A 23,350-nucleotide genomic window follows, 5' to 3' on the forward strand; every position below is an offset into this window, starting at 1 on the left:
CCTATGACCCTTGACGTAGACAGAGACCCGATCCGCGTCAACAAGCTGCTGGGGGAACGGGCCAGCATTGGCCCGATTCCCGCTGAGCAACTGTTGCCCTGGGTCGCCATCGGTGGGGTGAGCTTCTTTGTGTTCAAGATGCTCCTGGCCGTCTCCTTTATGGCCTGGTTACTGATCTGGTTCTGGCTGAATGGCACCTGGTGGCTTCTCACCGGGCAGAAGACCTATCAGTTCATCAAAAGCTGGGTGCAGCCTCCGGGCTGGGATTGGACCAACGGCGAAACCCTCTTTTTTCGTGCTCACGAAGATGCAGCCATGTGGCAAAAATTTCGTAACTTCCTCAAACGGAACAAATCTATTAAGCGAGAAACCCAGGCGGGCGAGAAACAGTTCGCGCCCTTCCAGGATCTGACTCACCTGCACTCCATTGTTGAGGTGGAATTGGGCGGGCATCGCTTTGCCTGCTTACTGCTCTACAACGCCGCTAAGGATCAGTGGTCAGCCGAAATTCCCTTCAAGCTGCAAGGGCTGCACCCGCAGCTCTATCGCTCGGAAGTGGAAGCGGCGATCGCCTCGATTCAGCAGGGTATGTCAGAAATCTTGGAAGGGGAACGGCTGCGGTTTCACACCGAATGCCGATCATCCATTCAGGCGCGTAAGTCAGAGCTACGCACCCTCTCGCGGATCACCAAAATGCCCTCCGTGGCGGTGATGCTGCTGGATGAAGAAGTGCGGACCCGTGAGCTGACCGAAAAAGGAGCCCGACAGGTCTGGTCACAAACGGTTTGGGCCACCTGGTCTACCGCCCATGCCCACGAGCAGGGCACCGATGCCATCGGCAAAGGGGTGCTACAGGTCAAGAAACTGATCGATCAGCGGATTCGGAAAGTGGCCGGGACAGAAGACATGCACTTTCAACGGTTCTACCTGAAGCTGATTCGCCAAATCCACGACAGCGGCTATGTCAACTGGCGCAACATTCTCGAAACCAAGGCACGACTGAATGTCGAGCCCATGACCGCCCAGGAACTTTGGGAATCGCTCTGGTATCGCTTTAATCGGCGGCAGGCTCCTCAACTGACTCAGTACATTCGGGTGCAGTCTACCGACGATGGCATCCGCCAGCGGATTCCCCCTTCGGGTCAAAAAGACCTGGTGACGCTGCTCTTGCAGGGCGATCGCGGTCGGTCTTCTTGCCCCAAGCACAAGCGACAGCACGGCTACGTGTACGTCAATGGCCTGGTAGGCAAAGTGGCGGTGATTGAAGCGCCCCCCGAGCTGTGGCGCAATACCCGGCAGCAGCTCAAGTGGATCTGGGATCGGCTCGCCCAAGCCTGGATCAGGGACACCGAATGTGTAGTGGAAGTGACCCACAAGGAAGCCTGGTCTACTCAGGATGAACTGGAGAAAATGAACCGTCAGAGCCACTTTGAGGCGCAGCGAGCGGCCCTTTATGGCACCGGGCAAGATGTCTCCGCCAGCCTGCAGCGGCAGCAAGCCGAACAGGCCCTGATGAAAATCTATGAGGGGCAAAGGCCGCTGCTGGTGGCCTGCACGTTCACCGTCTGGCGCGAAAGCGAACGCGCCTGTGACGAGGCGATCGCTCAGCTCTGTAACTCTTTTGGCGCGGCTGAAGCGGTCGTGGAAAACGATGTCTGCTGGCGGGTCTGGCTGGAGTCATTGCCGCTCAATACTTTCCCACTATTGACCCGCTATAACGCCTTTTCCGAACGGCGCATTGTGCTAGATACCGAAACCGTCGCAGGCTTTCTGCCGCTGACCTGTCCCCGTGACATTCATCAGCGGGGGGTAGAGTTTTTGACTGAGGAAGGGGGCAAGCCGCTCTATGTGGATCTCTTCAGCGGTACGGGGCGGGTACTGATCACCGGCACCACGGGATCTGGGAAATCGGTGCTGGGCTGGCGCTTTATTGAAGATGCCCTGGCGCAAAATATTCCGGTAGTGGGCATCGACCTCAGTAGCGGCGGCGATTCCACCTTTCAAACCGCTGTGCAGTCCCTGGGGAAGTATGGGGCCTACGTCGATATTCTGCATGAACGGCTGAATCTGCTGGAACCGCCTAACTTATTGAACCTGGAGCCGGAGGATCAACTGCAACGCTTCAAGCGCTGGAAGGATTTTGTCCGGCAGGCCATCGTCGCGATCGCGATGGGGCAGATTAACGACCAGCAGTTGCTAGAGCGGGTGAACAGCATTGTGCTGCGGACGCTGGATGTCTTCTTTGGTGATGCCGAAATCACCGAGCGCTATAACGAGGCAATCGCCCACGGGTGGCAGTCCGAGGCTTGGCAGAAGATGCCCACTCTCCATGACTTTCTCAAGTTTTGCTCACGGGAGCAGCTGGACCTGAAAAGCTATGAGGACATGGACGCTCGCGCCATTAACCAGATTGTGGCGCAGGTGGGGGCCAAGCTGGTTGATCCAAATATCGGCGATGCCATTGGTCGGCCCAGTTCGGTCAACCCTGAACCGATGATCACCTTCTATGCCCTCTCCGGGCTGACCAATGAAAGCAATTCCTACATCATGGCGCTTTCAGCGCAAATGGCGGCGCTGCGTAATGCCCTGGCCCATGACCGCTCGCTGTTTGTCGGCGATGAGCTATCGGTGCTGCTGGGCAAGCGGGGATTTGCCGACCTGGTGGGGGAGACCTTTGCCACCGGGCGGAAAGAAGGGATTTCAGCGGTGATTCTGGCCCAAGACCTGGACGCGATCGTCGAGTGTTCCGCCAGCGCCAAGATTCTGACCAACATCAGCACCACGATTACCGGGCGCACCACCCATGCGGGCTGCACGGCCTACATGCAGGCCCTGGACTATCCCGCTGAGGTGATTAAGTACAACGCCACTGAGCGATTTAAGGGCAGCAAAGCCGATTTGTTTACCCGCTGGCTGGTAGAAGAACAGGGCCGCTTCTGGCGCACGCGCTACTACGCCAACCCGCTGATGCTCGCAGCCTTGGCCAACGGCGAAGCCGAACAGCTCGCCCGTCGTCGGGTGATGGCGGTCTATCCCGCCACCACTCGCGGCTATCTGGAAGGGCTGAAAGACTTCACTGCCCAATATGTGCAGGCGATGCGCGGCGCTATCCCGTTTGAAGCCATCACCGCATCGCCCCAGGCCCGTCGCCGTCAACTCACGCCAGGCGAAGCGGGCAAGGCCAATCATCTGGTAGAGACGAGGAGCACTTAATGCGACACCGAACCCGAAAACGGACACTGACGCTGATGCTGACGGCAGTTTCCCTGTTCAGTGTCAGCACCGGCAGGGCCGTCTATGCCCAGGCTACACCGCCGATTAATCCCAATGCCGATAGTCCCGTCGATGACCTGGATCTCAGCGATGTTGATCTGGGCGATGGCGGGCTGGAGGACATTGAAGGTGCCGCCGAAGATATCGAAACAATCACCGATGACGTGGATGCCGCCATCCAGGATCAGCTCAGCGATATCGGCGGCACCATCGAAGACGCGACCGGCGACATCTTAGATGGCAATGACACCATCGGGCAAGTGCAGGATGCCTTCGATGCCGTGGAGTCGGTGCAGGATGCCTTTGCCTCGCTGCAAGAGACTTTCAGTTCCATCTTCGATATCAATCGGCTCTTTGACCTGTTCAATTTAGACCTGTTCGACATCTTTGAAGATCCCCTGGGCGGGCTGTCTACGTCGGGTGAAGGCGGTGCCGGAGGCAATACCGTCGAGATTTCAACCGGCGCATTGGGCCTCCCCGATCCGAAACAGATTGAGCAGGAAATTGAGAATGCCCAACCGTCCGCGTTTGAGGAGGTTGCCGCCACGAAAACAGGGGGTAGTGGCTCGCCCGTCATTAAGCGGGATCTGGTTACCCAGTTTGAGCGCGAGATGACCGATGAAGTGGCCGACCAAACCGCCCTGACTGAGGAAGGGCAGCAAAAGCTGCGGGAGAATGCCGAAGCCGCCAAGACGGCGCTGGAAACTTCCCAGGAACTGGCAGCCGATTCCGAAGGGCAGGACGTTTCTCAAAACATCCTGCGGAATTTGAGCGCCCAAATCGCCGCCCAGCAGCAAACCAGCACCCTGGACACCGTGGGGCAACAACTGCGAGCCCGTGACGATGCCCTGCGCAATAAGATGCTCGTCGATGCAGTGAGGGAGCTACAAGGCGATCGCATTCAAGATCGGCGAGAAACGGCAGCGGCTTACTCCGACAGCATCGTGCAGGGCGGGCAGATCATCATGCCGGGAGTCGGCATTAATCCGGGAGGGGTGTAACCGATGGTTGATTTGACCCAAACCCTCATCCTGGCCCAACAGGGATCCGAAGCCGCAGCGGATGTCATTCAGGGAGCCCTGCAGCTCAGCGAGGACACTATTGCCTCCTGGAATGAAACCTGGGTTGATCTGATCCGGGCAGATTCTCCTTTCTGGCAGACCATTGTGCAGTTCTCTAGAGGCATTCTGGCCCTTTGCTTTCTATATATGTTCGTGCGCTTCGGCAACGAGATTATGAAGTCGCGCTATCTGGGCACGGTGGTGGAACTGTTTACCTTTCCCCTGGTGGTGCTGCTGTTTCTGGGCAGTAACGGCAGGCTGCTATCGGAATCCATCCTGGCGCTGCGGGCCGTGGGGTATCGGCTCACGTCGGGGCTGCTCTCTCAGCAGATTGTGGGCTACACCCTGCAAGATGCTGTCACTCAATTCGGCCTGAATAACCTGGGCGTGCAGCGCATCAAGCAGGTCTACAGCGAATGTGAGGGGCTAACCGGCGATCCGTTTCTGGAGTGCTGGGACAGTAAGGCCGACGAGGTGCGGGCCATCTATCAGAATCTGGAAGCCCAGAACGGCAATATCAGCTTTGGGCCGCTGGAAGCTTTCGCCGAATCCGCGATTAATCGCACCGGCATCGCGGCCATTGGCGATCTGGTGGAGGTGGGCTCCGGGGCACTGCAAGGGGACTTCAGCGGTGCTTTTGCCAGCGTGCTGCAAGACCGACTGCTGCCAATCATCCAAACCATTCTCTACGGACTCCAGTGGGCCTTCGTCAACATTGTCGAAGCCGCTCTGTTAATTGCGGCAGTAGTGGCCCCGATCGCCCTGGCGCTTTCCATTTTGCCCGTGGCAGGGCGACCCATCTGGGCCTGGTTATCGGGCTTTGTCGGGCTGATTGGTCTCCAGATTGGCTACAACCTGCTCGTGGGTATCGTGGCGGCGGTGCTGGCCAACACCCAGGGTGGGGCTTTAGAAGTTTCCCAGAATCTCGGCTTCTTGCTCTTTATTTCGGTGTTTGCGCCGGGTCTAGTGACCGCGCTGGCTACCTGGAGCGCCACGTCTTTGTTCTCCGCCATTAGTCGGCGGGCCAACAGCATTGCCAGCACCGTGACGGGCGGGCTATCTACCGCCGCCAAATTTGCCGTTCTCAAATCAAGATGATGCAGCAGCTCAAAGGATTCTTTCACTCGCAACCGGACGATGATCAATTCACCACCGCCCAGGCCGGGGCGGCGGAGACGGCCCGGAATGATGCGGAGATAGAGGGCGCAGAGACAGATCAAACTGTTTACCTGCCCATCAAGAGCGAGAACTCGCTGATTATCCTCATGGGGATTCTGGGGGTAGGGCTGCTGGTAAGCCTGTTTGCCAATGTCTTTTTGCTCTTCAACAACCGCGCCCTGGCCCAACGGGAGAGCATCTACGTGCAGCAGCCCGATGGCACCACTGCCAAGGCCGCTGCGTTCGACGTGACCCACCGCGAAGCGGAGGTCATCAAGAACACTGCCGTGCGCTGGATGCAGCTCACCTTTGAATGGGATAACCAGATCCCCGGCTCCAATGCCGAAGACCAGGGCTACACCGTCGAGGGCACCACCCAAAAAGTGCCGACTGAGGTGTATCTGGCTTCTTATCTGATGGACACCGGCTTTCGGCAGGAATTTCTGCGCCTGATGGGTACCGAGAAAATCTCTCCGGGCGTCTTGCAGGGCCGCATCAAATCTTCCGTGCGCTTCTTTGCCATTTCCGATCCCCGCCAGGTCGGTGAGGGCCTGTGGGAAGTGGATATTGTCGCCACGCGCATTGAGCGCGATCGCAATCGGGAAGTCGCCGAAGTACCGATGAATCGCACCATCACCCTCAAGGCGATTCCGCCCGTTGAACCTGTGTTTGAAGAGCTAGAGCCGCTCGCGTGGCGGCAGCAAATGTATGACCTATTGGCCAATGGCCTGGTCATTGTCAAAGTTGAACCCCTGGAGGTGGATTAATGAACGGAATGCAGCCAGACCATCAACCCCGGCCCTTTCCAGGGGATGAGGCCAACTTTAAGGGCAGTCGCATTGAGACGGCTCCCGTTGAGGCCGACACCGAGGCCAATGGTCACGCCACCAACGGCCAGGGGGATGATGAGATCCCTTACGAAGAACGGGCACAGTTTGCGGGCGTGGAAGCCGATGACGATGATCAACTCGTCACCACCGATGAGCTGATTGAGGCTCCCAGCAGTGCCGCCGATCGCGGGGTGGAAAATTCGCCCCTGACGCGACTCGCTTTTGTGGGGAGTGCCTTGGGGGCGATCGCCTTAATTATCTGGATATTCTCTGGCTTCTTTACCGGGGGCAATCAACAGGCGCAAGAGTCCGAAGCGGAGAGCCCCCTTCCAGCGGAGTCAGCGAGTACCTTTGGCGAAGATGATCGGATGCGGGCGGAGCTGGCCCTGATTGAGCAGGCGCGATCGCAACCGGAACAGCGGTTAGCGGAAACGCCGCAGCGACCGACATCTGAGACCGAGGAGGAAACCCCGGCAGACACAGCACCGCCCACCACCACTCCGACGCGGGTTTCACGTCCGACGCCAGCACCGACACCGGCGAGGCCAGCAGCGACACCACCTCCAGAACCTGCCGCCTCACGTACGGTTAGACCGTCATCGGTAGCGGCAGAAGCAGAAGCAGAAGCGGTTGATCCGCTAGAGCAGTGGTCGCGGTTGTCAGAAGCAGGGGCGGCAGGCGCAGAGGTGGCGCTGGTGCCTGAACCGGAGATTGATGCGCCGATTGAAGCAGAGGCGCAAACTGCAAGGGCAACCCCGATTTCTGATCGTCTAGAGAGTGGCAGCGACTCAGAGGCTTTGCCGTTTCCATCCGCCACCGTGGGCGATGATCCGGTGCCGTTACCCGATGAGGGCGGCATCAGCAATAAGGAAGCCGCGCCCGTCGCTCAGCGGAATTCCAATGCTGAGGTGCAGCTAGCCTCTTCCTCACCGGGAGCGGCAGGCATCATCCAGCAGCGCCCGGTCACTGCCAGCGAGGCCGCAGAGACGGCTCAGCTTCAGCAAGTCGCCATTGGTGAATCCGCTCCGGGCACCGTCATCGTGCCGGTGGTTTATGCCGGAGGGGAGGTCTCAGCGCGGGGACGCTTCGCGATCGAGCTGACTGAACCGCTGCGGGACATTAACGGTGAGGTAGCACTAGCGGCAGGCACGGTGCTGATTACCCAGCTCACCGAAATTCTCGATGCCAATATTCTCCGGCAGCAGGTGGTGGCGATCGTCTACCGGGATGACCAGGGCCAGGTCAGGCAGGAAGCCCTGGAACCAGGCGTACTGATGGTGCGCGGGGAAGATAATCGGCCTCTGGTAGCCCAGGTCCGAAATGACGATAGCGGTAGTGACTTCGGTGACGATGTGCTGGTCGGTGCCCTCTCCGCTCTGGGCAATATCGGAGCGGTGTTAAATGCCCCGGATGCGGTGACCACGGCTACCTCGGAAGCCGCAGGCGGCACTTCTTCCACTAGCACGACGACGACCGTCACCAGCGGTCAGGATGATGATGTGGTGGCCGCCGCCTTAGAAGGCTTCTTCACGCCGGTTAGTGAGCGCGTGGCCGAGCGCTTTGAGCAGCAGAGCCAAAACACGTCCGATCCCTATCTGTTTGTTCCGGAAGGACAGGCGGTTTCCGTGTTCGTCAATGGTGTGTTGGAGGTGGCGCAATGAGACCGATCCGCTCATGGTTTTCTGGATTAATGCTCAGCAGCGTAGTGCTGGTCGCCACGGGCAGCAAGGCCCAGGCGCAGTCGTCAGCCGCGCTGCCGGAGGTGCCGATTCCCGCTGCCAGTCAGGCGATTCCGGCGACCAGCATCGTCTCCCAAGAGCGGGCCAGACAGTATGCGTCGCCCGTGCGGCTCTTTCCCGGTCGCAGCAGCGTGATTGACTTCTCCAGTACGGGCGAAGTCATTACCTACGTGCAGCTCAGCGACCTTTCGCGCATTGTCTACAACACCAATGCGCCCATCGACAGCGGGGCCGCTCGCACCATTATCTTGCGGCCCATTCAGGCGCTACACATTGAGGGCACCTACACCGCTGCGGTGCCCAACCTGGTGGTGACGACTGTCGATAGGGACGGGAACACCTACACCTATCTGTTTGACCTTTACCGCAGTGCCGAGGGCTTTCCCGAACAAAGTGAATCCAGCGGCATTACCATCGCCCCGGCCAGTGAGGTGAGAGCTACGCGGCTAGAGAATACCGGCTCGCTGCGGCCCAATGTGCTCAGCACCGAGGCTGGGGAGGCCACCCTGAGTGACATTGAGCGGGGGCTGGCGATCGCCATTGAGGCCGACTATACGCCCCCTGATGATCCGGTGGTGTTGGCGGTGCGCGAGGCGATCGCCCTGGCCCGCAATGGCACGCCCCTACGGAATGCGGCACGTCAGCTGCAGCTCGATTTAGCGGTGCTGACCTCGTTAGGCGAGCTGGGCATTGAGGCGGGCATTGAAGAGGCGGTGGAGGAGCTGCCGGAATCGCCGCCCCTGGAGCGGCAGACGGAAATTGAGGAGCTGATCTAATGCTGTTGGCGAACGCTTTTACCGAGCCGTTTATTGAAGCGTGGCAGGTCATTAAAGACATTCTCTGGACGCCACGGGGATTGCTGATGATTGGTCTGGTGGTGGGGGTCTATCTGCTTAGCGCGATCGCGCCCAAAAAAGCCAATCTCACGTCAGGACGCTTTGCCGGACGGGGCGATAAGTTGAAGGCGAGCAATAAAGCTTACCAGCAGCTTCAGAGCGGCGAGGCTGATGATGTGGTGCTCTGGTGTGGTTCACCGCCCAAGTGGCAGCACAATGGGGTGATGGCTGGACTCACCACGGCCTGCATCGGGGAGCCACCTACGGTCTATGTGCCGGAGGCCAATCGTAGCTCGGTGGTGATTGGCAAGGCGGGATCGGGTAAAACCTTTTCGGTAATTGATCCGCTGGTGGCTTCTGCCGTGGAGCAGGGGCATCCGATTTTGCTGTACGACTACAAAGCCGATGCCTACGGCAAAGGGGGGCAGCTCAGCTACCTGGCAACGCTGGCCGCGCGACATAAGTACAACGTCCAGGTGTTTGCGCCGGGTCGGCCCTATAGCTGCATTATCAATCCGCTGGATTTTCTGGCCGATGCCAACGACAGCACCACTGCCGGGGTATTGGCGGAGGTATTTCACCGCAATCTCACCCGTGGCGGCGGCAAGGCCGATGCCTTCTTTGGGCCTGCCGGACAGCGGTTGATTCAAGCCTTATTGCAATTCGCCAAGTCCACCCAATACCCGGATCTGGCAATGGCGTTCTGTGTGGTGCAGTTGCCTAATCTGGTGAAGCGACTCTCCCATGCGGCCAAAGAGGAACGATTGCCCTATTTTGTTCAGGTCAACTTTGCCCAGTTCATGAGTACCGGAGCCAGTGAGAAAACGGCTTCGGGGATTCTGGCGACCGCCAGTGATGTGCTGACGCGGTTTATGGCTCCCGATCTCTTGCGATCGCTGTTGGGTAGCACCAATGTTGCGGCCATTTTGGAGCGGCGGGAGCTATTGGTGTTTCAATCCGACATCTTCCGGCAGGATGTGATTAATCCGCTGCTAGCGGCGATTATCAACGTGGTGGTGAATCTGAACTGTTCGGTGCAGCGGGAAGCGCCGCTGATCTTCAGTGCTGATGAGTTTCCGACGATCTACATGCCCCAAGCTCCTAGTTGGCCCAACCAGCATCGCTCTAAGGGGTTTACGGGCATCTTTGGCTTCCAGTCGTTTCCGCAAATCGTGGAGACCTACGGGCAGGAGCAGGCGAAGGCATTGCTATCGGCCTGTAGCACCCGCTTCTGGTTTAATCCGGGCGATGTGCAGACGGCCCAGCGCTACAGTGATGAGTTGGGGGAAACCGAAGTCACCTTCCGCACCCACTCCTACAGCCGCAGCCGGGGCGATGACTGGGGCCGCAATCGCTCCACTTCGGAGCAGGTACGCACCAAGAAGTTGATGACGCCCGATGAGGTGATGCGCTTTGGGGTCGGGGAATGCCTGTACATCAATCCGGCCTACAACCAGTGGCCCATTCACTTTGACCGCATCCCGATTCCTAAGCGGGATATCAAGCTCAAGCAAGAGTGTGAGGGCATGTGGGAGACCATTCGCGATCGCATGATTCGGCGGGAACACAACCGTAGGCCCGACCTCGACATGGAAGAGCAGATCCGGATACGGCTCAAAGAGGCGGATCGGTTGCTGCCTCTACCTTCAGAGGAAGAGGAGGCTGACGGCAGTAATGCTGGTCCACATGGAAAGCAGACCACGGGCGTCATCAACCTACCGGATGGGCAAGAGTTTTAGCGTCAACTGGCCTCTTTAAAAACCGATAAAACGTTTTATCGATCGCGGATCTCATTCCCCAGCACCCAAAATCGGTAAAACGTTTTATCGGTTTTGGGTAAAACATCTTGGAAGCGCTGGTACAGTAAACGTGTACTTTGATCGGCGCTTCTATGATCATTACTACAGCATCAGACAAGGGAGGCGTTGGGAAGTCTACGTTATCTTTTCATCTGGCTGCCGCAATCGCAGAGATAGACCATGCCAAGGTTCTGCTCATTGATGGTGATGCCAACCGCTCTGTACTGAGCTGGTCAGAACGAGTAGACCCCAGCCAGCTTCCCTTCACCGTTGTGGGCGAAAAGCACGCCTCCAAATGGTTTCAGAAAGGGAATCAAGCAGATCACATTATCGTAGATACCCAAGCAAGACCCAGCGACGAAGATCTCAAAGATCTGATGGAGGATACGGACCTATTATTAGTGCCAACGACCGCGCAGGCTCTCAGCCTCGATACCCTGCCTCAATTTATGCAGCGACTATCGGCGCTAGGGGGAAATGTCCCCTATACTTTCTGCTTAACGATCGTGGATACCCGCACCAAAGACGAGCAGGATGCCCGTGACTTTTTGAAAGCCCATGAGCAACCTGTCCTGGACGGCTGCATGCGGGCCTTTTCTGCTTACACCAAAGCATCGGCTCAAGGAGTTGTAGTCAGGGATGCTCGTACGGACAGCGGCAGAAAGGATAACAATGCGGGGATCGCCTGGAATGACTGTATTGCGATCGCCAAGGAGATTTTGGAGGGCATGTCGTGAGCAAGTTTAAGAATATCGGGTCTTGGAATAGTGCAACCAAGACCGCCAAGCCGGAGGAGGCAACCGTTGCTCAAAACGGGCAGTCGCCGCATGGTGGCAAAAAGTTGGTGGAGGAGAATCTGGAGCGGATTCGCCGAGGCAGGAAGCAGTACCGCACTACCACCGAAGAAGAGCATATTCTACAACTCATGGCGAGCATCCGGGAGCATGGGTTTACGGGTAGCTTGCCGGTGATTGCCATTGAAGATGCCAACTACGACTATGAGTATCTGGGGGGGCACACTACGGGAGAAGCGCTCAAGCGTCTGGGATATACCAAAGCGCTGCTCTCTGTCGAGGAAGTTGAAAATCCGCTGGCGCTGGCTGAATTCTCCTATCAGCTCAATGGGGCTAATCGTCCGCTCAATGCCCTAGATGACACGTTCGCTATCCTCGACATTCTGGCAGAGGCCCTTACATTGCAGGTTGGCAAGGTTGAGCCGGATGAAATTCCGACGTTGATCAGGCAAATTGCGCGAGATACGGCGAAGGTGGATACGGCGAAGGTGGATTGCATCAAGGACACCTGGGAGCGCAACCAGTTTGCCATCTCGATTAAAAGTTTTGCGGCCAGTCGCTTACCGTTGCTGCAACTGCCGGAGGATTTGAAGAGTGCTATCCAGCAAGGGGTATCTCCGGCCAGCGCGCTTGAGCTGAACAAAATTGAGGATGCCGCTACCCGAGCAGACTTGATTGAGCAGGCTATGGAAATGTCGGTAGCGGACATCAAGCAGGCCGTTCGCGAAGTGGCTAAGGCTGAGACGCAGACTCGTTCGGCTCAGAAAAAGGAATGGGAACCGCTCAAGATTTTCCGGGCTGTCAGCACTAAAGCCAAGAAAATCAACTTTGACTCGATTCCTGCCACTAAAAAGAAAGAACTGACGAAAGCGATTCAGCGGGTACAGGAGCTAGTTGAAGAGATTGAGAGTGCTTCCTAAAGCGGTGACTCTAAAACTCAGTTCACGGCAATCTATCCTTAACTAGCGGTCTAAGGGACTTCTTACACCACGCCCACCTCGATTAAGCACATGGGTATAGATCATGGTTGTCTTCACATCTTTATGGCCAAGCAATTCCTGAATGGTGCGAATGTCATAGCCATTTTCCAACAGGTGGGTGGCAAAACTATGGCGAAACGTGTGGCAACCGACTCTTTTCTGGATACCCGCCTGTCGTACAGCTCGCTTTACTGCCTTTTGTAGTCCACTTTCATGCAAGTGGAAACGCACAATCGCGCCACTACGAGGATCTTTACATCGCGTCGAAGCCGGGAAGACAAACTGCCAAACCCACTGGCGGTTGGCATTCGGGTATTTGCGAGCCAACGCAAAAGGTAATGTAACCGCTCCATAGCCCAGGTTTAAATCTTGCTGATGAGTGTGCTTGACCTGCTGCAAGTGTTCCTTAAGCGGCATCTGCACACTGTTAGGCAACATTGTGAGTCGGCTTTCTTGGCCCTTGGCATCACGCACCACAATCTGAGACTGGGGAAAATCCAAATCTTTAATGCGGAGTTGCATCGCCTCCCGCAGCCGCAAGCCACTGCCATAAAGCAATTGCACAATCAATCGATGTACTCCTGACATGTGCTGGATCACGGCCCGGACTTCTTCCGAAGTCAAAACCGTGGGCAGCTTACGGGAAGACTTTGCTCGAATGGCATCAATCCGCTCATCCAGCGGTAACTGCAAAACGTGTCGATACAAGAAGAGCAGGGCACTCAATGCCTGATTCTGAGTAGAGGCTGCCACATGCTCTTGCACTGCCAGGTGGGTGAGGAAGGCTTCTATCTCAGGAACCCCCATCTCTTGAGGATGGCGCTTGTTATGAAAGAGGATGAAGCGGCGAATCCATTGCACGTAGGTTTGCTCTGTGCGGTAGGAATAATGCTTTAAGCGAACCGCGTCCCGAACCTGATCGAGTAGTTTCTTCGGACGAGGTTCTGCTTGCATGGGTAGACGGCCTGGAAAGAGATGATAAATAAACTCTAAACAGGTTCAACCTGGAATCGGAGGGCTGATTATACTGAATCATTCCACCTATTTACCCGTATAGGGATCTTAGGTAGACGTAATTCCACCTATCTGCCCTAAACAGGATCTTAGGTGGAAATATTTCCGCCTATTTACCCGTACGGGGATCTTAGGTGGAAACTTTCCCTCTACAAAAGAGTTAAATCGGCGGCGGATTTAAACGTTATTTGTGAGGCAAATATATCAGTTATCTGTTAGTGCTTGGGCACCCTAAAAGAGCGATCTCCGCCACGACTTAACTCAATCTTAGGTGCCTTGCCATCCCCCCTTGTTATTTGTCAACTTTGTTCTACTCCTAAGTGAGAAAAATGTAAAATGTTATGTGATTGAGAGACTTGCTACCATTCATTGACATAGCCTGATGAGGAAAATGTCTACAGCGGTTGAACGCGATATCCTTAAGCTGATGTTTCCAGAGAATTCAACGGAAGCTATCCGTTATGTGGGGCATCAAATTAACGTTGTTGACAATATGGGGCAAGGGCTGATGTCTTTAGGTGGCATTTTGCTAGCCATTACTGCTTCCCTACTCCCTACTTTGAAGTCTCTTGCCAGTGGCGCACGTTTCTTCATCGTGATTGGGTCATCTTTTGTTCTTGCCTCAATCCTTTGCAATGCCCTATTTGTTTTCCGCGTTCGATGGGTTACACAAATGGAGAATTGCCCATCAGACCATAGCAAAGTTATGGATGTGGCGTTGAAAATTCGCTCGAACAAGACACGGGCATATCACATTGCTTTGACAATCATGGTTATTGGCTTGCTATGTTACTTGCTCTCAGTGTATGTGCTTGCCTTTTCCTGAGCATCTCTGAAGAGCAGCACCTAACAATTCGGGTGCAGCGGATCGACCGATGCCGCTTGCGTGGGGTGCAAAGATGTCGGCAACCGCTGACCCGAAACGTTAGCAAGACAAGAAAAATGTTGAACTACTTGACTTGTCCCACGTAGAGTAAGTTTTTGTGTAACTCTCCCTAAGGAATAGCTTAGTCGCTTTTAATTACACTAAAAATTACACGACGAGTTCAAATCGCTTGCCATTAAACGATTCACTTGGGCATAACTCCTTCATTACACAACAAAAGCATGATCACTCAGCGATGATCGCAGACCTGAACCTTTCATAACAGGCATTACAACCTTTGTCGTTTGACTTGCGATCAATCAAACGACAAAAACATCAGTCCGCTAAAAGCAGAACGCCCGCATCCTTGAGGCTTGCCTCCATAGCTACAATACATGTATCTCGCAGCAGCCCCAACGCGGTAACTCGCATGGTCCAAACGCCTGTAGAAAGCACAACGCTCTACCCCGATTCAGACGGTAAGCCGATGGCCGACAACACCCTCCAGTATCGGTGGATTGTTCGCCTGGTCACAAATCTGAAGCAGCTTCTACAAGAGCAAATCGCTTTTGTTGCCGGAGATCTGCTGTGGTATCCCGTACAGGTCGAGGAGCCTCCCGTCCCAGCCCAGGCACCCGATACGATGGTGGTCTTGGGACGACCCGATCGCGACCGTGGCAGCTACAAACAATGGGAAGAGGACAACGTCGCGCCTCAAGTAGTCTTTGAAATTCTCTCCCCCAGCAACAGCGCTCGGGAAATGCTGGCGAAGCAAGCGTTCTACGGCAAGTATGGCGTCTTGGAAATGTTTTTCTATGACCCAGACTCCTACGACTTTTGGGGCTTAATCAGATCCGCCCCCGACGAAGACCTGACCCCCATCATGCAGATGGATTTTCCGTGGACATCGCCCACGCTCGGTATTCGGTTTGAAATGTTTGAGGACGGTCTCGCGGTCTTCCACCCCAACGGTGAACGCTTCAAAGACCCTGGTGAGTTCATTGATGAACGAGACCGCGCCTTTTCCAAGCTTCGCGAACTCGGCTTTGACCCCACCGATCTATAAGCTGAGCGATCGCCCTCCCCGTGAGCGTGGAATTTTTCTTTGTCGTTTGGTTTTTAGTTAATCAAACGACAAAAAGATAAAATTGTCGTGTTGAAATAGTTCAACCAAACGACATGAACGCCTTACACCAAGCCCTCAAAGAGCTGCGTGCCCATCGCCAGCGCATTGAAGCCAGCGGCCCGATCTCACCAGCAGGCGTTTGGATTGAGGTGTATCGTCCCGGTGGCCGCGATGTAGACTATGCCCGACTCAAGGCCGAAAAGGCCATGTGGGGCAAGTCTCGCATGAAGGGCCTGAAACGGGTCGGGTCGGCTGAGCACCGAGATTGGCAGAACCGCATCAAGCGACGGGATGCACTGCTGGAGATTGAGCGGCGATCGCTGGCTATTCAAGCCATGCTCGATACCCCCATCTGGGAGCCGTGAGAGAGGAGGGCGATCGCTCACTTATGCTGAAGCTGCTGCCATCTCAGGCTTGCCTACCCGGATCGGGGCACACCAGCAAACTCGAACGTGGTCATAGTAGGGAGTTGCTAGACCAGCATTGGAGAACTCTTGGACAGTCGTGATTTGACATGGTCATATCATCCCAGCATTTCAGCGGCTGTCGCGCTCCAGTGCTCAAGTAGCTGCGAGTGAACCGTTTGCTCGCCTGCGAACTCTCCCATGAGGCTGTAGACCTCTCCGTCTAGTGCATAGACAGAGACCGTCTCGGTCATGGGATTGACGATCCAATACTCAAGCACTTTGGCCTCGGCATATTCTGCTATCAATTCCTGTGTATCTTTTTCGACGCTGTTCGGGCTGACAATTTCAATAGTCAGTAGAGGGGGGTTATCGCTGAGGAATTCGGCCTTGGTCTGGGCTCTCACAATTTGCCATTGCGCTTTTGTACAGATCAGCAGATCAGGGTTACGGCTGTTATTTTGGTTTGGAATTTTGATCTCAGCACCAGACCTGACTAGCCAGTCTGGTTGATGGGCGCGAAGGTAGGCTTTGAGCAAGTCCCCCAGGTCTGAAACGATATCTAGATGTCGTCCCGTGGGTGGAGCCACTTCAATAATCTCCCCATTTACGAATTCTGTCCGTCGCCCGTCATAGGGAGTAAGTAGATATTGCTCAAAAGTAAGCTTTTGTTTTAGCTCTGGTGGCATAAGCTGATCATCCTGAGTACTGCCGACTACTAGGTGTTTTCTTATTATTGTCAGCTCATCGCTCTGAGTTCGGCAATAGTCGCCAGTTGCTCGGCGTTGGTGTGAGTGTCGGTCGCGATCGCCTCCATGCGGCCATTGATGGACTCCAGTAAGGAGACTACAGACTGAAGCAATTATCGATACTCTCTAGTCGTGGCGATACGGCAAGCAGGACGTCATCGGCGTTCGTCATTTTCTCCCTTCTCCTGCTTAGCCTGCTTAACGTCTTCAAATGAGGGCGCGATCCCATCTGCGATCGCCTGTCTTATGCCTTGTTCCAGCAGATTGGTGGCGATCGTGGTGGGCTTGCTGCCTTCTTTAGCAGCCCACAGGTCTAGCACTTCAGCGAGGCCATCTGCAACTCGGCAGTGATAAGACTTGCTCATTTGCGAATCGTGATCTTTACCCAGCAATGATATCCCCTCCTATGACCAATTGCTAACCAATCAGTTGACAACCTTGAAGCTAGTGGATATGCTCTCAGATGTCAATCAAATGACAACCAATTAGCAACTAATTGACAGCCAGTTGATAAAGGTTTCGACACATGACGACCCTCGCAGATATCGCCCGCAATCATGGCGTCACGCCCCAAGCTGTCGGCAAATGGCGCGATGCCGCCCTCACCAAATATGGAAAACTGCCTTATGAGCAGGTGGGCAAGCGCAAGCAGTACACTCCCGACGCTGTTGCCAAAATCCTAGAATTTGCGCCCTCTCGGCCCATCCGCCACGACTTCCCAACTGGGATGACAACGCCAGAGCCTCCTGCTGTTAAAGTTCCGGTCGAAATTTACGAAGGCAACGGCTCAAATGCTCTCGACCTTCCTGAACTACCAGAAGCTGTCGATTTGGAGCAATTTCGCCGCGAGGGCTCTGTCGAGATTGATCTTTCAACGGCCCAGGCCGCGATCGCACTCACCCAACAGCTCGGCACCGCCATGGAAGCCGACATCGCCCAGCGCTGGCAACAGCTCCAGGCCACCCAGAAAGCCGCCAAAGACCTGGCAAAAGCCACTCAGGAACTGGATCGGCAAGCCATGGCCTATCGCATTGAAAGCGGCATTCTGGCTAAGTTCCAGGCCAACGAATCTGAATCGGTTCAAGAACTTTTAGCCAAGGTCCAAGCCCTGGGAAAGGGACAGGCCGACCCGCAGCCCAACAACGGGGCATAGCCTTCGCGGTCGCAGTCGTGGCGATCGCGGCGCTGACCTCACTTGTCCTGATCCTCCGCTTCACTCAGAAACATCATGACCCCAGCATCTACCCAGACCAACCCGTTCCAGCTCACCCCGAATCCTTCTGACCTGGATGTACACCTTCAAGCTCTCGTCGAGACCCACGGCATCGGCGCAGTGGGCGCATCGTTGGCCCATCAATACGGCAAAACTCGCGTCATCGCCGCCACCCTGGGCCAGCGACCGGATACGATTTCCTGCATTTCCATCCAGCATCCACCGCAGAGTCCACCACTCAAGCCGATAGAGATACCCCAACCCTGGTATCAAGACGTGCTGGGCGAAATCACTGAACAGCTCGCCGCGATGAGCGATAGCCTGGAGCGCCAAATCACCCATCAGTGTTTAGCTTCGACCAAGACGGTCTTGCTCAACAGCACCCTGGCTGCACTGGGGGTCGCAATTAACTGCATCCGGCTCTACCAGCAAGACCGCGATGGCGCAGCGCCACTCTGAGGAGTATCGCCCACTCCACCGCCTCTGACATCCCAAACCACCAACCCAACCAATCTTTGCTTGACCCAAGGAGATCCCATGCCTCGCAGTATTCGTGACATCAAAGGTGCCACTGACCGAGCCGCCAAGCGATCGCCCGGTATCGCCAAAGCCGTCCAAACCGGAGCCAAACCCACCGCCCAGGAAAGTGTGGCCCAAACCCTGGTGCAAAGCGCAGCCCTGGTGCGGGATGAGCATTCCAAGCCGCCCATCCAAAACCTGGAAAACGTCTCTAGCCTCTCACCCACGGACTATACCCAGGTCTCCGGCAACGCGCCAGAGATTGCGGATCCTGAATTCAATCGGATGCTGGCTGCCATTCGCCGCAAGATTAACGGGGTCAAAATCATGCGCGAGAACGCCATCCTCGGCAATGAGGTCGAGGGCCTGCGCGGTGATCTCGCCAAGATGCTGACCTCCCGCGTTAAAGCCGCTACGGGGCTGGAGGGCGTCAGCTCCGAAGTGGCCCGCCATGAAGCTCAAATCGAGACCACCCGCCTAGAGCGCGAGAAAACCCTCCACAAAGCGCTGGAAGCGGAGGGGCTGGAGGGCCTGCGGGAGCTGGTGACGCAAAAGTCCCAGCAGGAACATGCGTTCCGCTCGGCCCAGATTGCTCGGTTGGAACGCAAGACGGCCAAGCTGCTGGATGAGGACATCAATACCGACAGCACTGAGCCCCTCCCGATTGGGGCGGATTACTAGCAACATCAAACCGTAGACAACGCTGTACACAGAAGCAGGCAAGAACATGCAATACCGTCGGCGATGCTCCTCCGGAGCGGTTTCACCAACGCCGCGACTCTGGCTCTGGGCTCTCGTCGCCGTTAGCGGCTTTATGGCCGGTGCCCACTTGGTGGCTCGCATTCAGGGAAACAACGCGCGAGCAGGCTTCACCACCGGCTTGCTCACCGGCTCCGGGCTGGTCGGGACGATCGCGACGCTGCAGGGCTATCAGGCCCACAAAGATCACTGCAACGAAGCAAAAGACCTGCGATCGCGGCTCAATGCCCTCAGCTATGAGCTGACCCATACCCAGCGCCTGAAAGACGGGCTGGAGACCCGACAGCAGGCGCTCCAGAGCCAACTGACAGAGACGACGCAGCAGGCCCAGAGCGCGACAGCAGCCCTGGAACCGATGCAGCAGCGGGTCGTCGTGGCCGAAGCGGCGGTGGCCGCTTTGAATGCCTCGGAGAAATCCTTGATCGATAAACTCCGTAAAGCCGAAGCGCGGGTGCAGTCCCTCCAAAGCGTAGCCACGGTTAACCGCGAAGAAGACTTTAAGCGGGGTCGCACCTATGAGCGTCGTGCCGCTGAGCAGCAGATAGGCAAAGCCCAGCGGGAGAAGTCGCGGGCGATCGCGGCTTTGGAACAGCACATGGCCCAAACGGTGGCCGCGCTGGAGACGGAATTGGCAGCAGCACGGGAAGAGATTCAGGAGTGGGAAAGCGAGTTTGAAACCCAGATCCAACGCCTTGCCGATGAACAAGAGCAGGCGATCCTGGCGCGAGTGGTGGCCGAGGTCAGGCAAGACTATGAGGCCCGTCTCAAACAGGTCAGCCAAGCCATTCCCCAAGCCGTGCGCAAGCGCTGTGACAAGTACCGGGAAAAGTGGCTGGCGGAGCTGCGAGCGGAACTGGAGGCCGTTACCGCCGAGCGCGATCGCGCCTGCCAGCGGTTGGAACACTACGAGCGCGAATTTGTCGGCCTTGCCGCCGATGTGGAACAGCTCAATGACACCGACCTGCATCAGGCCCTGCAGGCCCAGGTGGAATCCCTTCAGGGAGCCCTGGAGCAGAAGAACCGCACCCTTGAGGACTACCAGGCGGCGATCGCCGATCTGGAAGCGCCCCGGTTGTTTCCGGGCGGGTATGAGCACCACCGGGGCAACCTGCTGATTCGTCATGCCCACGGCCAGGGCATCATCCTGGATGCCCTGCACCGCAGCCGCCATACCGAAGCAGGGCAAGAAACCTATTACTTTGCCGCTCGCCGTCCAGAACCACCCCGCGAGGTCTTAGCCAAGCTCAACGGGCAGGCCCTGAAGCTCCAGCACGAGCTAGATTCCAAGAAGACCGTGCAGTTTGAGTACGATTCGGAATCGCTCACCTATCGCTGTGCCATTCAGATCTTCCAGAAGCGTCTGACGCGGGATGAGATTGACCGCAAGTGGCTCAAGGCATCCAAGTTCAAAGCCCTGGTCAAAGATGCCTGTGCCTTCCGCGTATCGGCCAATAAAGGCGGCTCCAAATCCCCCACCGTGCGCAATATTCTGGGGGCGAAGCTGCTGGAAGGCGAGAAGTTCAAGCTGCGGCGATACGACCCCAGTGCCGGAAGCCGCAAGGACTACTGGCGCATTGCGCCCACCTGGCGCTCTTACCACGATGCCCTGAAGATGGCGGCGGAAATCGAGAGCCTGATCCTGCGGCGACAGCGGGAGAAGAGTGCTCGCAACGGCGCGGAGTTTGACTGGGTGTTCTACGTCATCGATGAGTTGGACAACACCATGTCTACTCTGGCCGGGGAGAAGGTAGTCGAAGGAGAAGAGGAGATCTCGGCGGCGAAGGTGGTCATCAATGCGATCGCGAAAGCCGTCAAGGAGGGGGAGCACCTGCAAATCGGCATCATCATCTGCACCCAGACGCCCAACGTCATGCAGCTGCGCAAATCCGAGGTGATCGACAAAGCCTTCTTCAACAACCTGGCGCAGATCGTCGTGGAAGCCAACGTGTTTGACTACCTGGCCGCCTCTACCGATCAGACCAAGAGTGCCCGTCTGGCCAGCGACTACCGAGCCGTTTACGACTGGTGCGATAAGGAGAACGAAAGCATTACGGACGAGGCCCGCAAGTATCGTCCGGCCCTATTCGTGAACAAGGGCAAGCGGGAGGTGATTGAGCTGCCACCACTGGGTGAATTTGGCTTTGACAAGTTGGAGCCCGGTCAGCCCTATGACTTTGAGGAATTCAACGCTTATGAGTATGCCGGGGCCAGAAGCCTTGATCAGGCGCTGCTGATGGCCTCCAAAGAGCAGGTGGAGCGCACCAGTCTGCTGCCAACGCGATCGCCAAACACCGCCCAAACTGCCGTCAACAATGGTTTGGCCAGAGGCACGATCCAAACTCACCAAAGTAACGGGAATGTGGCTGTCGCCGTCGATCCAAAGGTTTTGCCTAAAACTGAAGGAGCACCAATTTGCCCGATTTGCGGGGATACGCTTAAGCCCAACGGAAAGGGGCGGGGCAAGTACACTGGCATGAAGCAGTTCGCCTGCCGCAGTCAGGACCACACTTCCCAGATGGGTAGCAAGACTTTCTATCAAAGTCGCTAGGCAAGGCTTAGTTTTGGACTACATCGTTCAAAAATTATTGTTTGAAGCGCCAATTCGTCGTTCGCCCAATTCTGATGAATCCTTGCTGTGCTTGGAGAGTGGTTGCTGCTAATGGGGGGCAACTATTCTGTCATTTTTAACGATGGAATGCAGCGGCAGTAGGCAACCTTGAAGTCCACACCAGTAACTCTCGCCCGTCCGCTGCCACGCAGTGTTTGGGCGACTGACAACAACCTAAAACTTTACTTGACCTATCAAGACTTAAGAGGTAATAACTCACCCTTTTTACTACAGGCGAATTTACCATTTAAACTTGTAAATGCTGATGTTGGATCTAAGGAATCTAAATTCAACTGTTCAAAATCTTGCTTTGAAATCTTGATGTGGAGGGAAGTAATATTTTCAGGGTGTCCGTTAGCTGGATTTACTTGTTCAGTTAAGCCATGAAGTTCTGCTGTATCTACAGAGTAAATAACCCTGAATGTCTCATGAATCAGGCGCAGAGTTAAACCAGTACAAATGTCAGAATATAATTTGAACCTGTCTTTCTGAGCCATTTTTCTGGAAGACAACTTACCAGTTTTAGTTAAACTCATTTTCTCTTCAGGAACTACGTCTAGCTCTGGCAGCTCCATGAAAATACAAACCGAGTTAACGTCTACGAACTCAATATCAAAGACAAGAGGAATCGGTAAATCTTCGTTAGAAAGCTCGACTTCGAGCAGTTCTGCAAGTGGCTCTGGATCTTTTGAATTTACAGCGTTTCTTAACCGTCCTCGATATTGTTCTTCGCTATTCCAAATTCGCTTCCTTTCCTCCTGGGAATTTTGATGTTCTACCTTCTCTAGCTCAATTTTAGCCAAGTAATCTTTATAAGCTCGTTGCTTGCTACGATTAAACTTGTCATTTTCTTCCTTCAGCCTAGCTTGCAATCGTTGATCACATAATTTATCTAATCGGTTTCGTTCAAAAGCATAACTTGCTGCTGCTAAAACTAACACCGAAAGCGAAGCCCAAAAGCTTTGGAACAGAAGGATAAAACCTAGTCCTATCAAGAAATATGTGATATAAAATCTGGAGCTTTTGCTTCTTATTTCCTGCTTCAGTGTTTCTTTCGAGAAAGTTTTTTCTGGCTCTGCAAAACTCGAAGGCTCATAAATTTCAGGTTGGTATTCTCCTCTTGGAGCAGTTAAGCTCTCCCAATCAAAAAGCTGCTTCTCTCTATTTTTTAATATATTTGCTAATGAATCAATTTTTGCTTGAAAAAGTTTATAGCCTTCCTCTGCTTCTTGTAATAGTCTCTGCTTCTCCTCCTCCTTCTGTTGCCTCAGCAATTCTTTATAAGCCGACCTGTTGCTTGAATGAGAAGAGCTAGACCTTGTGTTTCTACCCGAAGAGGTTTGTGTAACATAACTGATTCCTGTGCCGGGGATACTGTATGTGGAACGAACCCCTCTACTGCTTACGTTAACTGTTGCTCCCCGACCTCCAAGAGATAGACTGCCTCCGCTCTTACTCAGATTGATCTTGACACCTGGAGCTATTTTTACCGATTTTCTAAATCTGAATCCCATATAGCCACCATTTGGAATAACTCAGTCTTAGTTTGCCCAAAACATACTGAAGAACCTACTTGAAGTACTATCTCGATCAATAGCTCTAATTTCGGGTCACTGCAATAAT

The 23,350-nt window shown here is 55.2% G+C and carries 21 protein-coding genes; 16 read left to right on the plus strand and 5 right to left on the minus strand.

The features are described from left to right. The first annotated feature begins 3 nt into the window (after positions 1-3). The 9 genes from JUK32_RS10360 to JUK32_RS10400 all read left to right on the plus strand — a co-directional run bounded on the left by JUK32_RS10360 (position 4) and on the right by JUK32_RS10400 (position 12,410). On the plus strand, positions 4-3,213 hold the full coding sequence (locus tag JUK32_RS10360; protein ID WP_204138777.1) for a hypothetical protein: 3,210 nt from the start codon (positions 4-6) through the stop codon (positions 3,211-3,213). Continuing rightward, positions 3,213-4,274, plus strand: a complete 1,062-nt coding sequence (locus JUK32_RS10365; protein ID WP_204138778.1) for a hypothetical protein — start codon at positions 3,213-3,215, stop codon at positions 4,272-4,274. Before JUK32_RS10360 ends, JUK32_RS10365 begins: the two co-directional genes overlap by 1 nt. Before the next feature lie 3 nt (positions 4,275-4,277). Next, a complete protein-coding gene (locus JUK32_RS10370) occupies positions 4,278-5,432 on the plus strand; it encodes a hypothetical protein (RefSeq protein WP_204138779.1) in 1,155 nt (384 codons plus the stop codon). Next, positions 5,432-6,259: a hypothetical protein gene (locus JUK32_RS10375; RefSeq protein ID WP_204138780.1), complete on the plus strand. Its 828-nt coding sequence runs from the start codon at positions 5,432-5,434 to the stop codon at positions 6,257-6,259. Before JUK32_RS10370 ends, JUK32_RS10375 begins: the two co-directional genes overlap by 1 nt. Next, positions 6,259-7,983, plus strand: coding sequence for a hypothetical protein (locus tag JUK32_RS10380; RefSeq protein WP_204138781.1), 1,725 nt, complete (start codon positions 6,259-6,261; stop codon positions 7,981-7,983). Before JUK32_RS10375 ends, JUK32_RS10380 begins: the two co-directional genes overlap by 1 nt. Continuing rightward, entirely contained in the window at positions 7,980-8,837 is an 858-nt protein-coding gene (locus tag JUK32_RS10385; RefSeq protein WP_204138782.1) for a hypothetical protein, read from the plus strand. Before JUK32_RS10380 ends, JUK32_RS10385 begins: the two co-directional genes overlap by 4 nt. Continuing rightward, positions 8,837-10,636 carry a type IV secretory system conjugative DNA transfer family protein gene (locus JUK32_RS10390; protein ID WP_204138783.1) on the plus strand — a complete coding sequence of 600 codons (1,800 nt, stop codon included), beginning with the start codon at positions 8,837-8,839 and terminating at the stop codon, positions 10,634-10,636. Before JUK32_RS10385 ends, JUK32_RS10390 begins: the two co-directional genes overlap by 1 nt. A gap of 137 nt (positions 10,637-10,773) precedes the next feature. Further along, positions 10,774-11,433 carry a ParA family protein gene (locus JUK32_RS10395; RefSeq protein WP_204138784.1) on the plus strand — a complete coding sequence of 220 codons (660 nt, stop codon included), beginning with the start codon at positions 10,774-10,776 and terminating at the stop codon, positions 11,431-11,433. Next, a complete protein-coding gene (locus tag JUK32_RS10400) occupies positions 11,430-12,410 on the plus strand; it encodes a ParB/RepB/Spo0J family partition protein (RefSeq protein WP_204138785.1) in 981 nt (326 codons plus the stop codon). The genes JUK32_RS10395 and JUK32_RS10400 overlap by 4 nt, the downstream gene beginning before the upstream one ends. 42 nt (positions 12,411-12,452) lie before the next feature. On the opposite strand, the gene JUK32_RS10405 is transcribed toward JUK32_RS10400, so the two are convergent. Continuing rightward, on the minus strand, positions 12,453-13,424 hold the full coding sequence (locus JUK32_RS10405) for an integron integrase (protein ID WP_204138786.1): 972 nt from the start codon (positions 13,422-13,424) through the stop codon (positions 12,453-12,455). Between the two features lie 451 nt (positions 13,425-13,875). Between JUK32_RS10405 and JUK32_RS10410 the strand changes: the two genes are divergently transcribed. From JUK32_RS10410 to JUK32_RS10420, 3 genes are all read left to right on the plus strand, one after another. After that, positions 13,876-14,310, plus strand: a complete 435-nt coding sequence (locus JUK32_RS10410; protein ID WP_204138787.1) for a hypothetical protein — start codon at positions 13,876-13,878, stop codon at positions 14,308-14,310. A gap of 469 nt (positions 14,311-14,779) precedes the next feature. Beyond that, positions 14,780-15,415, plus strand: coding sequence for a Uma2 family endonuclease (locus JUK32_RS10415; protein ID WP_204138788.1), 636 nt, complete (start codon positions 14,780-14,782; stop codon positions 15,413-15,415). A gap of 113 nt (positions 15,416-15,528) precedes the next feature. Continuing rightward, on the plus strand, positions 15,529-15,840 hold the full coding sequence (locus JUK32_RS10420; RefSeq protein WP_204138789.1) for a hypothetical protein: 312 nt from the start codon (positions 15,529-15,531) through the stop codon (positions 15,838-15,840). Between the two features lie 158 nt (positions 15,841-15,998). Here the strand turns inward: JUK32_RS10420 and JUK32_RS10425 are convergent, their stop codons facing one another. From JUK32_RS10425 to JUK32_RS10430, 3 genes are read right to left on the minus strand one after another with little or no spacing between them, the layout of a single operon-like run. Further along, a complete protein-coding gene (locus JUK32_RS10425; RefSeq protein ID WP_204138790.1) occupies positions 15,999-16,568 on the minus strand; it encodes a Uma2 family endonuclease in 570 nt (189 codons plus the stop codon). Positions 16,569-16,618: 50 nt separating this feature from the next. After that, positions 16,619-16,741: a hypothetical protein gene (locus JUK32_RS28020; protein WP_255538205.1), complete on the minus strand. Its 123-nt coding sequence runs from the start codon at positions 16,739-16,741 to the stop codon at positions 16,619-16,621. A 42-nt stretch (positions 16,742-16,783) separates the two neighbouring features. Then, positions 16,784-16,993 carry a hypothetical protein gene (locus tag JUK32_RS10430; protein ID WP_204138791.1) on the minus strand — a complete coding sequence of 70 codons (210 nt, stop codon included), beginning with the start codon at positions 16,991-16,993 and terminating at the stop codon, positions 16,784-16,786. 161 nt (positions 16,994-17,154) lie between these two features. Here JUK32_RS10430 and JUK32_RS10435 point away from each other — a divergent pair, with 161 nt between their 5' ends. The 4 genes from JUK32_RS10435 to JUK32_RS10450 all read left to right on the plus strand — a co-directional run bounded on the left by JUK32_RS10435 (position 17,155) and on the right by JUK32_RS10450 (position 21,667). Beyond that, positions 17,155-17,781 (plus strand): hypothetical protein, encoded by a 627-nt coding sequence (locus tag JUK32_RS10435; RefSeq protein WP_204138792.1) that lies wholly within the window; start codon positions 17,155-17,157, stop codon positions 17,779-17,781. A 75-nt stretch (positions 17,782-17,856) separates the two neighbouring features. Further along, complete coding sequence (locus JUK32_RS10440; RefSeq protein WP_204138793.1) at positions 17,857-18,300, plus strand: hypothetical protein; 444 nt, start codon at positions 17,857-17,859, stop codon at positions 18,298-18,300. Positions 18,301-18,378: 78 nt separating this feature from the next. Continuing rightward, positions 18,379-19,041 (plus strand): hypothetical protein, encoded by a 663-nt coding sequence (locus tag JUK32_RS10445; RefSeq protein WP_204138794.1) that lies wholly within the window; start codon positions 18,379-18,381, stop codon positions 19,039-19,041. Between the two features lie 46 nt (positions 19,042-19,087). Further along, the gene (locus JUK32_RS10450) at positions 19,088-21,667 is read left to right on the plus strand and encodes a hypothetical protein (RefSeq protein WP_204138795.1); all 2,580 of its coding nucleotides are present in this window, start codon (positions 19,088-19,090) and stop codon (positions 21,665-21,667) included. A 254-nt stretch (positions 21,668-21,921) separates the two neighbouring features. Here the strand turns inward: JUK32_RS10450 and JUK32_RS10455 are convergent, their stop codons facing one another. Next, complete coding sequence (locus tag JUK32_RS10455; RefSeq protein WP_204138796.1) at positions 21,922-23,241, minus strand: DUF4236 domain-containing protein; 1,320 nt, start codon at positions 23,239-23,241, stop codon at positions 21,922-21,924. Between the last annotated feature and the right edge of the window lie 109 nt (positions 23,242-23,350).

Source organism: Halomicronema sp. CCY15110 (genome assembly GCF_016888165.1).
GTDB lineage: Bacteria > Cyanobacteriota > Cyanobacteriia > Phormidesmidales > Phormidesmidaceae > Halomicronema.